General features: G+C 38.7%; 13 protein-coding genes and 1 other annotated feature. Of the genes, 3 read left to right on the forward strand and 10 right to left on the reverse strand.

Annotated features, from left to right (window positions below; translation table 11 throughout):
* Positions 1 to 150: 150 nt before the first annotated feature.
* From NSQ29_RS12845 to NSQ29_RS12865, 5 genes are all read right to left on the reverse strand, one after another.
* Positions 151 to 600 (reverse strand): NUDIX hydrolase, encoded by a 450-nt coding sequence (locus NSQ29_RS12845; RefSeq protein WP_341125253.1) that lies wholly within the window; start codon positions 598 to 600, stop codon positions 151 to 153.
* A gap of 36 nt (positions 601 to 636) precedes the next feature.
* Positions 637 to 2436, reverse strand: a complete 1800-nt coding sequence (locus NSQ29_RS12850) for a vWA domain-containing protein (protein ID WP_341125254.1) — start codon at positions 2434 to 2436, stop codon at positions 637 to 639.
* Between the two features lie 2 nt (positions 2437 to 2438).
* The gene (locus NSQ29_RS12855; RefSeq protein ID WP_076298997.1) at positions 2439 to 3500 is read right to left on the reverse strand and encodes an AAA family ATPase; all 1062 of its coding nucleotides are present in this window, start codon (positions 3498 to 3500) and stop codon (positions 2439 to 2441) included.
* A gap of 75 nt (positions 3501 to 3575) precedes the next feature.
* Complete coding sequence (locus NSQ29_RS12860; protein ID WP_341125255.1) at positions 3576 to 4562, reverse strand: phosphotransferase enzyme family protein; 987 nt, start codon at positions 4560 to 4562, stop codon at positions 3576 to 3578.
* A gap of 203 nt (positions 4563 to 4765) precedes the next feature.
* The gene (locus tag NSQ29_RS12865; protein WP_341125256.1) at positions 4766 to 5299 is read right to left on the reverse strand and encodes a YdhK family protein; all 534 of its coding nucleotides are present in this window, start codon (positions 5297 to 5299) and stop codon (positions 4766 to 4768) included.
* Between the two features lie 176 nt (positions 5300 to 5475).
* Between NSQ29_RS12865 and sleB the strand changes: the two genes are divergently transcribed.
* Positions 5476 to 6117 (forward strand): spore cortex-lytic enzyme, encoded by a 642-nt coding sequence (gene sleB, locus NSQ29_RS12870; RefSeq protein WP_445739162.1) that lies wholly within the window; start codon positions 5476 to 5478, stop codon positions 6115 to 6117.
* Positions 6118 to 6379: 262 nt separating this feature from the next.
* Positions 6380 to 6620, reverse strand: a binding site (T-box leader).
* Between the two features lie 86 nt (positions 6621 to 6706).
* Here the strand turns inward: sleB and NSQ29_RS12875 are convergent.
* The 4 genes from NSQ29_RS12875 to NSQ29_RS12890 form a co-directional block, all read right to left on the reverse strand.
* Positions 6707 to 7240 (reverse strand): GNAT family N-acetyltransferase, encoded by a 534-nt coding sequence (locus NSQ29_RS12875; protein ID WP_339248020.1) that lies wholly within the window; start codon positions 7238 to 7240, stop codon positions 6707 to 6709.
* Entirely contained in the window at positions 7237 to 7770 is a 534-nt protein-coding gene (locus NSQ29_RS12880; RefSeq protein ID WP_341125257.1) for a GNAT family N-acetyltransferase, read from the reverse strand. The genes NSQ29_RS12875 and NSQ29_RS12880 overlap by 4 nt, the downstream gene beginning before the upstream one ends.
* 149 nt (positions 7771 to 7919) lie before the next feature.
* Positions 7920 to 8936 carry a zinc-dependent alcohol dehydrogenase gene (locus NSQ29_RS12885; protein ID WP_340969320.1) on the reverse strand — a complete coding sequence of 339 codons (1017 nt, stop codon included), beginning with the start codon at positions 8934 to 8936 and terminating at the stop codon, positions 7920 to 7922.
* 144 nt (positions 8937 to 9080) lie between these two features.
* Positions 9081 to 9686, reverse strand: a complete 606-nt coding sequence (locus NSQ29_RS12890) for a TetR/AcrR family transcriptional regulator (RefSeq protein ID WP_339803731.1) — start codon at positions 9684 to 9686, stop codon at positions 9081 to 9083.
* 165 nt (positions 9687 to 9851) lie between these two features.
* Here NSQ29_RS12890 and NSQ29_RS12895 point away from each other — a divergent pair, with 165 nt between their 5' ends.
* Together NSQ29_RS12895 and NSQ29_RS12900 are read left to right on the forward strand one after the other, a co-directional pair.
* Positions 9852 to 10655: a DUF2935 domain-containing protein gene (locus NSQ29_RS12895; RefSeq protein ID WP_149644458.1), complete on the forward strand. Its 804-nt coding sequence runs from the start codon at positions 9852 to 9854 to the stop codon at positions 10653 to 10655.
* Between the two features lie 236 nt (positions 10656 to 10891).
* Positions 10892 to 11683, forward strand: coding sequence for a hypothetical protein (locus tag NSQ29_RS12900; RefSeq protein WP_341125258.1), 792 nt, complete (start codon positions 10892 to 10894; stop codon positions 11681 to 11683).
* A 70-nt stretch (positions 11684 to 11753) separates the two neighbouring features.
* On the opposite strand, the gene NSQ29_RS12905 is transcribed toward NSQ29_RS12900, so the two are convergent.
* Complete coding sequence (locus NSQ29_RS12905) at positions 11754 to 12020, reverse strand: CD3324 family protein (RefSeq protein ID WP_042127555.1); 267 nt, start codon at positions 12018 to 12020, stop codon at positions 11754 to 11756.
* Positions 12021 to 12031: the final 11 nt, after the last annotated feature.

Consider the following 12031-nt stretch of genomic DNA (forward strand, 5'->3'; position numbering starts at 1 on the left):
TTCATAATGTTTCAGTCCTTACCGTCGATTTATCGTTCATAAGTAAGACGCTGTAAACGTATGAAAAGTTCTGTAATCAACTGAAAATGTTATAAAATAAAAAAAATGAATCTTTGTTGATCGAAACACTTGTCCATTGTGCTCCCTATGTTAACTCAGATGTGTAATAATAATTTCTTCAACTTCTGTCCCCCGTAACTCTACGTAAAAAGGCTGCACCTCATCATTTAGACAATACTCCAGCCGCAGTCTGAGGTTTTTCCATGTGACCATTTCCAATGCTTGTTCTATCGAGAAAAAACCCACTTCCAAGCTTTCGGAACTAGTAGCAGGCTCACCACCGATAGCTTTACCCAGAAATAATGTAGTGCAAATAGATCGATCTACATTTTGAAAGACGCCGCAGAACTTATTAATCTCTATATCAATGCCCGATTCTTCTTTGGCTTCCCTGATTGCTGCTTCTATAAGGGACTCCTCCTCTTCAACCTGTCCGCCTGGCATCTCCCATCCTCTACGTGGACCTTTTATTAATAAAATCTCTCTTTGATCATTGAATACAACGGTAGCTGCGGAAAGAATATGTTTGGGGGGATTCATATCCATTGTTACCTCGCTCTAAATTTATTCTAAGCCCTAATTAATTCTGAATACAGGTCCTTTGGGTGAGAAAGGCAAGTCATTTCCCTTGGGCAAAATATAAGCATGGTCTCTTTTAATGGTCAGCTTGTCACAATAACCATCTGTAATAATTAGAAGCGGTCCTTTTTTCGGAAAATCCTCAGCTTGTTGAATCAAATCAATAGCTGGTTGTAAGATCGTTCCCCCTCTTCCCTTCACTTGTACTCGATCTGCGATAGCCTCGGGGGGCATGTAACCTGCATCATAAGGACAAGCATCACAAAAGATAATCCGTGCAAAAGGAACATCACGAGCCTGCGCATAACTTGAAATGGCCCCTAATGCTTTGGCCAGAAGCTTTTTATCCATTGAGCCTGAGGTATCTAAAATAACTCCAAAAGTGCGGCCATCATCTGCAGCACCGCTATGAACCCATTGTGGTCGAGGGATATCAGGCGTAGAAGATTGACGTCTGCTAATTCGTGAATAAGATCTGGTCTTCTCAAGCGGTGAAAAATAATGATCAAACCACCGAGCAAGCTCTACATCCCATTTAATAGGTGGCTGGCCCAGCGCTCTAATCTCTTCAACTAGGCCTGACGGTAAAAGACCGCGACTTTGCTCTTCATGATACATAAGTCCTTGTTGCATCGCATTTTTACAGAAATCATCTAGCGTCTGTCCTTCTCTCGCATCCCAAAAACTTGATGAACCGTTATCTAAAATGTCACCAAGTCCATTCCCTCTCAAGGTTGCCAGTTTCTTATAAGTGCGGATATCTCCGACCATACGATCATAAATCGTTTCAGCAGATAAACCTTTAAGCTCAGGATCTAATAAGAGTCCAATTCGCGGATACTCCCCTACACTCATTTCTACTAGCCATAGATTTATTACGTAGTCACAAGCCACATTCCAAAGATAATGATCCCGGCCAAGACATCGCTCGTGATGCTGAAGCCCCGCATGCAGAAGCTCATGCGCCATCACGAAAATACACTCCTCGTCGTTTAGTCCGGCTGCAGGGTTCATAAATATTTTGCGCTCAATAACGTCAATGGCAGCTATGGAAATATCAAATCGCCGACATATCGCTGGATCTTCTATAATCTCAAAGCCGGCGGCAAGCGCACCTAATAAAGGATATCTGTCCATAAACCATCGTTTTGCACGTTGTGGAGCGGTTAATGAAAGTGCAGGGTCACTAATAGTATTAGCATGGCCTCCAGCAACACTTACTGCATTCGTCACAGCATTAGATAACCCATAAGCAAAATAGGCTTCCCAATCCGGTGCTTTTCCCCAGTATCTTTTGGTGGTTTCTCTAACATTCATATCCAGTTTTGAAACACCCGCAGTCCCAAAATATCTGGAGGTGTCCGGAATTCCTTTTATCATAAATTGCTCGTAAAGCTGTTGTTCATCTTTAATTGTAAGATCAATTCGCGACTCCATATCTGCGGGTACTTTCCCAAGCTTCAAGTCATTTAAAAACTTTGCTATGTACACATCACATGCAACGTTCCACGCCACTTGATTCTCTTTAATCTTTAAATGCCCAAGTCCTAAATGAAGAAAACAATGTGCCAAAACGTACATCCATTCAGCAACCTCACCACGCCGTTTAGGATGAGTGTAAATATAACCGTTATTAGTGACAATTGCCCAGCCGTTTTCAGGATATGGACTATTTTCATTATGGATAATCGAAGCTCGAACAGATAACGGTGCAAAAATAGGATGATCCGCGATTAATGAACATGCTTCATTAAAATTTTTCAAAGCGGGATTATCTGGTGTTGTTTTTTTAGCCATATTTACCCCCGCTCTTTTATTGCAAGACGTGGTAAATCACGTACAATTTCAACCATTAACCAATCTGGAATATTATCACTTTGCTCCTGCTTAGCAACTACTAGCTGTGCAATTTCAAAGCTAATGACGGACAGGTCTTTAATCAGCTTTTTAACAGTGTGTGCAAATTGGCGATGTCCATCTCGTACGTTATCTTTAATCGGAGGGAGTTCTTTGATAATCTGGGCACGCAAGGATTGCGCCAGGAAATACAGGAGATCCCGATCTTCTGGAGCCGTTGGAAATGAGGATTTACCATCTATAATTTGATTAAGTTCATATTTTCCAGTTAGATTTTTATAAAAAGCCCTGAATTGTGTGGCGTGAGAAGGTGTCAGTGAACCATTCGCTAAAATCCCCACGGCATCCACATTTATATCATCCCCAAACTCATGTAGTGCATCACTAAGCATATGCCAAGAGCGTGGCGTGGAGAAAGGCTCTTCAGTCTTTGGAGGTGCACTCCACAGATGATCGGGACGCAATTCCAGATATTCAATAACCATAGGATGAATGCTATTCTCATATGCCCAAGAGATCCAATTCTGAAAAGATACATTTAGCTGTATATGGAACATCCGATTGATAAGCGCGGAGGACATAGGTTTAACAATTGCACTATCTTGTGCACGGTTACCAGCTCCTATTACTATAGAGCCCTCAGGTAGGTGATAATCGCCGATGCGGCGTTCGTGGATAAGACTATAAAAAGCTTTTTGCACCTCTTGAGAACAGGCATTAAGCTCGTCTAAGAACAAGCAATACGGTTCGTCCCGAGCAATCATTTTCGGAGGACAAAATTGGCTCTTGCCGTTAACGATTTGAGGTACCCCAATGATGTCTTCCGGTGCTAGTTGAGAACCCAGAAGAGAAACACATGGAAGACCCACCTGATCAGCAAAAGCTTCTACAAGAGAAGACTTTCCAATACCAGGCGCCCCCCAAATAAAAACAGGGCGGATCACAGAAACGTTTAGAAGTACTTGCATAAGTTGAATAGGTGTTACAGGAGTTGCTAGGTTCAAATAAATGCTCCTTTTTTATATGATATATCCTCATTATCTATTCTAAATATATTAAAAACTACTTAAAAGGATTTATTAAAGCTCTAAACAAGCTTTGTCATTTAGGGCATCCTGAATATTACGGGCAAGCCACTCTCTATCCTGCTCACGCTGTGACTCCGAAAACTCTTGAAATAACAAAAGCACTAATTCCAGTCGGCGCTTTTCAATAAAGAGCGGGAGCTCTTCTAGCCATTTATTGTCGAGTGCATACTCTCGATTATACCCTTTCATAAAAGACGTCAGCATGGCTGCCGCAAGTCTAGAAGTTCTACTCTGCTCTACCTCCGGTTTTCGCCAATCCCCAAAGATGGTCGAATAATAAACGGCAATGGCAATATCATGCACCATGTAGTCGTATCCACAATCATCAAAGTCAAACACGGTGATCTGCCCCTCATGCACGAAGAAATTACCTGGATGCAAATCACGGTGACATAGTACATAGCCTTCTCGATTCCGCGGCAACTGGTTAATCCGATCATTTATTTGAAGCAACTTTTCAAAAAGCTGATGTTCAACAGTACCAAAGTTAGCAAAGTCAAACTCTAGCTTACCCTGATGTGATCTTGCCAGAACAGTCTCCGGACGCTCATATTGCAGAGCTAAAGCATGCATTCTTCCTGTTACCTCACCCCATTGCTCAAAAAACTCCGTTCCCCAATAGGGATCGGAAGCATTAACATGACCACCTGGTGCTTTCTCCATCACACAGATCATAAATCTTTCTTTATCTTTGACTAACGTTTGTACCAAGCTGCCATCCTGAAAGGGAATGGGGGGAGCCAGTTGCACGCCATGCTTTGCAAGATGGTCCATAAAGTCAAGTTCAGAGATGACCATCTCCTGCTCCTGATGAGAATGATGTGTTACACGTAAAATATATTCATGATCATCTTTTGGAAAGCTATAGACAACATTTTCAAAACCACCAATATACTTAATCGTTGTCCAATAGACTTGAATCTGTTGTGCAGCTTGTTTAAGCATTTCTTCATCGAATTTCACCTGCCAGTTAGGCATTTCAATCACGCTCCTACCTTCTAAGAAAATATCAATTAAAATGGTATATTTTGTATAGCAGTGCTTTATAAAGATATTTTAACACTTCACTACCAATAAAAGAAGCAATCAAAAAGGTAGGAGCAGCCTAGAACTTTAACAAAGTCCATGACTGTTCCTACCTTAATCATCTTTCATTACTTTTGAGCTTATATTTCTATTGGTTACTTTATTGCTGAAAGCTCATCTTCCGTTACCCATTTATGATTTTTCACTTTATCTCCACCCGTAGTAGGTGTGTAATCAATCATATATACCGTGGTTTGTTCCGCTGCGTTAATCTGAGCCGTTGCACCTTTCATATCTTTCATATGGTCAGCTTCCATTACGACTTCTGAGCCGGATTCATAGGGTTTATCGGCTGCTTTTTTGATTTCTTCATGAATAATCCACTTATGATTTGTAACTGGAAATCCGCCTGTTGCGGGCCTATAAGAAACGATATACGCAGTGGTATCAAAAGCTCCAACTATCGTTGCTGTTGCCTCTTTCATACCTTCCATATGGTCCGCTTGGATAATCGCTTTACTTCCTATTTTAAAAGTAGGATTCTCTGACACCTTCAAATTTTCGGGTACGTCACTTGAACTAGAGTGTGAGGAATTTTCCATTATCTTATTGCCATAACTATTATCATTACCACATGCGCTTAGAGTGAGTGCGGCTACGATTATGAATAGATACAATTGCTTTTTCATATATAAAACCTCCGAAGTTGATGTGCCTCTGATTATTCATTTACCCATTTCATAGGATCACAAACCTAATGAAGTATTTTCGAAAATGTAAAATGGATTATTAGATTACCAATAAATGAGTGTTGTCTCAGTTATTGAAGGTTATTTATAATGTTTTCAGAAAGGAGGCTACTACAATGAAGACTAAAATATTCACTTTGTTGCTTCTTTTGGGTCTGGTAAGTATGGCTTCTATGATTGGTTCTGCTAGTGCTGCTCCGGTATTAACCGTAGGGAGTTCTTCTGGAGATGTGTGGGATCTTCAGTATCGATTAAAAACTCTGAATTTCTATACTCAGCCTTTAGATGGTGTATATGGAGCACAAACGAAAGCTGCCGTTGCTAAATTTCAAAAGGCCTACGGATTAAGTGCCGATGGAGTTACTGGTACAAAAACTTGGAATGCTCTAAAAAAATACACGCTTAATATTGAGGAAATGGATATTTTGGCGAAAGTAATCTACAGTGAATCGCGCGGTGAGCCTTATAAAGGACAAGTCGCAGTTGGTGCTGTAGTTATGAATCGCATACAATCTAGTCAATTTCCAAACAATATAAAAAACGTTGTATTTCAAAAAGGCGCATTTACAGCCGTATCTGACGGACAGTATTGGCTTACTCCAAACCGGACTGCCTATTTAGCTGCTCTTGATGCTGTCCGAGGTTGGGACCCAACAAACAATTCGATCTATTATTTCAATCCAGATACAGCTACTAGTGCATGGATCTGGACTCGTCCTCAGAACTTAAAAATTGGTAAGCATATATTTGCGAGTTAACGCTTCAAATAAATGTAATAGCCGGTCAACCATTACGGTTGACCGGCTATTTTTTACTATAAAGGATTTTCTTAATACTATCCTTAGAAAGACAGTATTCACTGAGGGCTGGTCGACGGTTGCACCAGCAGCAAACCTCAGGCAGATCTCAATCCATAGTGATCAAACAGGCTGTTTTTATAGAAAGCTTACTATTGAGCTACCGAGCCTTACAAGGATACAAATATTTCTTCTAAATGGAAACAAAAAGACCCCTCGTCCGAAAAGGGACGAGGAGCCGCGGTACCACCCTAAATTAGAACTATTCTGTACAACAAACAGAAATGTTCTCACTTAAATATTTAACGGTTAACACCGTTACACCTCTACTTGCCAACAATGGTTTCAAGGGACTGCTCCGGAGTGAACTTCGATCAACCCTTTTCTCTAGAAACGCTCTCAATCTCCGGCGTTTCCTCCCTGTAAAGAGGTATTGAACTACTTTTCTCCATCAAAGCATTTGTTTTGATATATAATTTTTCTAATTGTAAGCCCTAATCCACTATAAGTAAATAGAAGAAATAATTCCCTCATTTCGATTTGATTAGCTTTATCCATTGCAAAAATTAAAAATCATCTTTAATTCATCATCAAAAGACTTCTTACATTCTTCTTGAAAGCTATTACCAGTATATTCTTTTAGTGTTTTTCTCCAAAAATGCTGGGCTCTCCTATTTGTAGCTGTGGGATTGGTTTGTAGCTCCCATTTTCCAATATGAAGATTAAATACCTCCTTAGCCGCACGTTCAGCGATTCCCGTACCTCGGAAGGGCCGCAGGATAAAGAATTCGTTTAAATAAAATTCACAACCTGGTGGTGTATGAGGTGGTGTGGCTACTAATGCAAAACCAGCAGGAATTCCATCCTCTTTTATTAAATAAGGATATAAAATCCCCGGCTTCTCCCACCATATGTCGAAGACTTTATTCTGTTCATTCAGCGTCTGTGTTTCATTATCCTCGTATACCCCGTATTGATTAGGAAGATTCCCCCATATCTCTGATAGATCGTGTAAGTATAGTGGGTAGAGATTGTTAATCATAAACTTCGTTGTGCTGTCAGTTAATGTTACGGTGATATTCATTTCGTTCTCCCCCTTCTATCGAATGCTTGAATATATTTTTGGAGATCACTCAAATAACGTTCTGTATAGTTGTCTTTTGTATAATCCTTAAGAACTTTTCGCCAGAAAGCTATGGCAGATTTATTATTTTCCATTTGAGCTAGTTTCCATTTAGCTTCTTTAAATAGATCAAGTGTTTTTATTGCGGCAGCAGTACCTATTCCATTTCTTCTGTATTTCTGCAAAATCATAAAGTCATAGATCACATGAGTTGGATCTGGGTCTTTATCTAAGTTTTCAAAAAGAACAACCACAAATCCAGCTACGTTTCCTGAAACCTCAATCAAATATGGATTCCATCGATGATCCCCTTCCCAAAAATAATCAATATTCACCTCGAATTCCCCATGCTGGTTTACGTCTTGATCTGTAAATAAACTGAAATCATAATTGTAAAATTGATATAGATTAGACAATACCTCTTTATCTTCAAACGTTACAGGAACAAGATTAATTTCCATCATACCTCCACGTTTTTTCTCTAATTTCACTTCTATACTCAGTATAATTACGACCACACTCTAGTAATATGCCATGTTCAATTAGAATTAAATTTTATATAACGTCATTATTCTTCTAAAATAAAAAGAGTTCACCTGAGTTTTACACTCAAATAAACTCCAATATAATTAACTGATGATTAAGTTAGATCTACAATAACCTTGATCGTTTCTTTTGCTGCAATGGCTCTATCGAAGGCGGCTTGAATATCCTCTAATTTATAAGTCTGTGTCACCATTGTAGAGATATTCGTTTTCTTGTCGTTAATATGTTCAATTACCTTTACAATATCTTCATGTGTGTATCCACTAGCTCCAACAATATTAACTTCTTTACTCATCACTTGAGCAAGGCTTATAGGTACTTCATTTTTATAAACGGCAATGATTGCTATTCTTACTTGTGGCTTTACAATCTGCATCACTTGTTCAAATAATATTGGAGCGCCCGCTGCGTCCACAAAAGCATCTATATTCGGTACACTCACACCGTATACGTTCACTTCGCCGAAGTGTTTGATTAAACCCTCTGCTAATGTTTCAGTCGACGTATTAACTGTTAATGCGCCTAATTCTTTTGCTTTATCCAAACGCCAGTTGTCAATATCCACTACGCAAACATCTTTAATGCCTTCACCAATTAATCCTGCAGCTGCAGATAAGCCAATAGGACCAGCACCAAGAACTACGATTTTGTCTCCATGTTTGGGCAGTACGCTAAAAGCGCCATGGAAGCCTACGCTCATGGGTTCCATTAATACGGCCTCTGTTGCCGAAACGGAATCATCGAATTCATAAAGGTTATAATTAAGTGCTGCATCTTCAATTAAGACATATTGTGAAAAGGCTCCTACCTCCAACGAATAACGACGGCCTGCACGTTTTGCAGTAATTGGATTCACACCTACACGCATGCCAACTTTCAAATCGGTTTCCACATCAGAACCTAATTCGACGATTTCACCAAACATTTCATGTCCAAACTCTGAGCCGAAACGGATACCCATTTCTGAGCCTGCTTTTACTATATTAATATCTGTACCACAAATCCCCCCCGCTAAAATACGAACCAACGCATCTTTTGCTCCTACTTGAGGCATCGGACGCTCTTCTATCCCCACACTATTTTGACCGTGATAAATGCCGACTTTCATCATTCATTAACACTCCTTAATACTATCTATTACTTTCATGGTAGTAGTTATTAAGGAGCTAAGCAATCTACAATAATACTGAAAGCGTTAATAAAGCAACAGTTGATAAATATGTGTTAATTAAAATTTAAATAGTGAAACAATTCACTATATCTTTTTATTATTTGCAGGTATAAATGGATTTAACTGTATGATTCGTTCTGCTAAATATTTAGGTGTATAAGGCATATCATTGCCTAGCCACATGGAAATTGTACCAATGATAGCAGATGTTCCATACCAAGCCGCAATATCAGATGGAGTATCAACGGTTAAGAAATCCTCTGTTTTTTGAATCGATTGTTGTTCTGTTGTTGTTAATATCAATTCATATAACAGATCCATCAATTTCGGTGTGAAATAAGGAATGTTTTTGGTTACAAGCAACACCTTATACATATGAGAATTCTCTGCAATATGCTCAAGCAATAAAATCAGCGAGGTAAGTTCATCCCCTGGTTTATAGGATTCTTCAAATTTATCTATGAGTATTTTCTTTAAATCTGCTAATAAATCATCCAAGATACTATCTATCAAATCATTGATATCTTTGTAATGTAAATAAAATGTGGCTCGATTGATTTCAGCCTTTTGCGTAATAGCGTTGATCGAGATCTTATTCAGTTCTTTCTCTGTTAATAAATCTATAAAGGCATTCCGGATTGCTTTTCTTGTCTTTCTTATCCGTAAATCTAAGTATGTTTTGTCTGCCATAAATCTTCCACCTCGTAGTTAATGAACCTACAGTCAATTATATACTACAGTAGTTCCAGATCGTAAGCGTTTGTGTACTTCGGCATATTCGCCTGAATTCTTGCGGATATAGTACAAACTTCACGCATATTATGATTGTATAAAAATGGGAGGTGTGTTTTAAAAATGCCTGATCCTTTTGTTTCGAGATCTCTTGATGAAATTAGATTCTGGTCACGAATCATGAAAGAACACTCTTTTTTTCTTAAATTAGGGTTTCGTTGTGAAGACACGCAATTAATTAATGAAGCGAACCATTTCTACGCCACATTCGAAGCCATAGAGAATAGATCCCTCGGATTTACTGTGGATTCTGATCCGGCAGTTATACGGAAGTTTAATGAGGAAGTTCATAGTGCTGCTTCACATATCTGGGCTTTTAAAAGGAAAATATTGGGATTAATTTTGCAATGCAAGCTTCCAGGAGGTACGAATTTCCCTTTATTAGTGGATCATGTCAGCAGGGAAGCCAATTATTTTCGAAATCGACTGGAAGAATTGAATCTAGGTAGGTTAGATCCTTTGCCTGACGCAATTATCAATGAAAATGTGTTCTTTCTACGTATAATGGCGGATCATGCCAAATTCATTGGACATTTATTGGACCCCTCTGAACGTCAACTCGTTGAACAAGCGAGAAATTTCAGTCATGATTTCGATACATTGTTGTATCAAGCTATTGATCTTAGCTCCATGCGTCCTCAATCCCAAACCAAACCCCTGTTAAGTCAACAACTTGACGAGAATAAAGTCTCGGTTAAATCCCTCCGTGATTTCAAGAAAACCGCTCGAGATCTTATTGAAGAATGTCGTATAAAAAGCATCATTCATCCACTGCTTGCGGATCATGTATTTCGAGAAGCTGAAAGATTCCTCTATATTATTGATGCATTTGAAGCCTCTTTGAATATGAATAAACAAATCGTATAGCTTTACATATTTAATGGATGGATAGGGCGACTACTTGTATCAAAAATACAGGTTGTCGCCCTATCCATCTTTATATTTGAATTCGTTTGTTTCGGTGATCCACCCCAAAGCTTTTAAAAAATAGTTGGTATTTGCGAAGAAACAATTTATAGTAAAACTCAGGAGGAATCAGGAATTTTATGGAATACAAGATTACTTCGAGTGACTACATAATCAAACGTTAAGGATGATTGCTAATGAAAAGGTTTAGTCAATGTTTTATACTTTGTACTATGGTTTTTGCTTTATTAATGCCATCCACTGTGTTTGCTGCTGATAAGAAATTACTCAATGAGGCAAGTATTACTTTGTCTAGCGATGCTATTCCTGTGGGTGGAACTACAAAAATAAAAGTTCGCTTACTAGCTGAAATGACCAGTCTTACATATGCAAAATTGACACCGGAAGTTTCTGATGAATCCATACTTACCGTTGAATTGGATGGATATTCAGATTATATTGTTACAGGCGTTCAAGAAGGTTCTGCAGAAGTAGTCTTCAACATTCCTGGTTGGACTGAAGAAAGATATCCAATTACCGTTCTATCCAAGGCTGCTTACGAAGAAAAGATGAAAACACCTCAAGAAGTGTTAGATTTCACAACCTATTCTAATCAGATAGCAGCTATTATTCAATATGACGAAATTGCCAATGAGGCATATATTAAGAACAGAATAGACACGGGTACCAATAGAAAGCAACGCTACACTGCGTTTAATAATGTGATCCTTCCTAATTACACTAAACTGGTAGTAGAAGCAAAAAAAATTAAAGCACCCAATCCAGAATTGCAGGCTTTGCATCAAATCTATTTAAAAGCTATAAAAACACAACTGGAAGCAATGACAATGATGAAAGAGGCCTTATACAAAACAAAAATCTCTAGCAACGATTTTAAAGCAGCAAATAAAAAGATGGATGAAGGCGTGAAATATGAAGGACAGTTTGTAGATGGGATCGATAAATATCGGAAAAAGTACGGTATTTAAGATTAAGTGATAATTAAATCCCAAAAAGCCACGTCAGAGCTTCCTCTAACGTGGCTTTTTGGGATTATAGCTATTTTTTTGTGTAAACAATCTTCTTAATACTGTCCCTTGATAGGCAGTATTCATCCGAAAGCTGGTCAACCGTTGCTCCAACGGCAAACCTTAAACAAATCTCAATATTTCTAGATCTTAAGTATTTTCTGCTCCCTGACTTCTCGCCCCATTTTACATGTGCTTCTTCAGGCTTAGGGATATACACCAAACCACCATTAATATATTTCTGAATTTCCTCTAATAATTCTTTTGGAAAAATCGTATCTGCATTTACATATTTCATAGTCGCTCTGC

The organism is Paenibacillus sp. FSL F4-0236 (genome assembly GCF_038000135.1).
GTDB lineage: Bacteria > Bacillota > Bacilli > Paenibacillales > Paenibacillaceae > Paenibacillus_AQ.

Coding starts and splice junctions, on each gene's coding strand:
- NSQ29_RS12905 (WP_042127555.1), bottom strand. CDS start 12,020: ATGAAATATGTAAATGCAGATACGATTTTTCCAAAAGAATTATTAGAG.
- NSQ29_RS12895 (WP_149644458.1), top strand. CDS start 9,852: ATGCCTGATCCTTTTGTTTCGAGATCTCTTGATGAAATTAGATTCTGG.
- NSQ29_RS12860 (WP_341125255.1), bottom strand. CDS start 4,562: ATGCCTAACTGGCAGGTGAAATTCGATGAAGAAATGCTTAAACAAGCT.
- NSQ29_RS12875 (WP_339248020.1), bottom strand. CDS start 7,240: ATGAATATCACCGTAACATTAACTGACAGCACAACGAAGTTTATGATT.
- sleB (WP_445739162.1), top strand. CDS start 5,476: ATGAAGACTAAAATATTCACTTTGTTGCTTCTTTTGGGTCTGGTAAGT.
- NSQ29_RS12885 (WP_340969320.1), bottom strand. CDS start 8,936: ATGATGAAAGTCGGCATTTATCACGGTCAAAATAGTGTGGGGATAGAA.
- NSQ29_RS12900 (WP_341125258.1), top strand. CDS start 10,892: ATGAAAAGGTTTAGTCAATGTTTTATACTTTGTACTATGGTTTTTGCT.
- NSQ29_RS12850 (WP_341125254.1), bottom strand. CDS start 2,436: ATGGCTAAAAAAACAACACCAGATAATCCCGCTTTGAAAAATTTTAAT.
- NSQ29_RS12890 (WP_339803731.1), bottom strand. CDS start 9,686: ATGGCAGACAAAACATACTTAGATTTACGGATAAGAAAGACAAGAAAA.
- NSQ29_RS12865 (WP_341125256.1), bottom strand. CDS start 5,299: ATGAAAAAGCAATTGTATCTATTCATAATCGTAGCCGCACTCACTCTA.
- NSQ29_RS12845 (WP_341125253.1), bottom strand. CDS start 600: ATGAATCCCCCCAAACATATTCTTTCCGCAGCTACCGTTGTATTCAAT.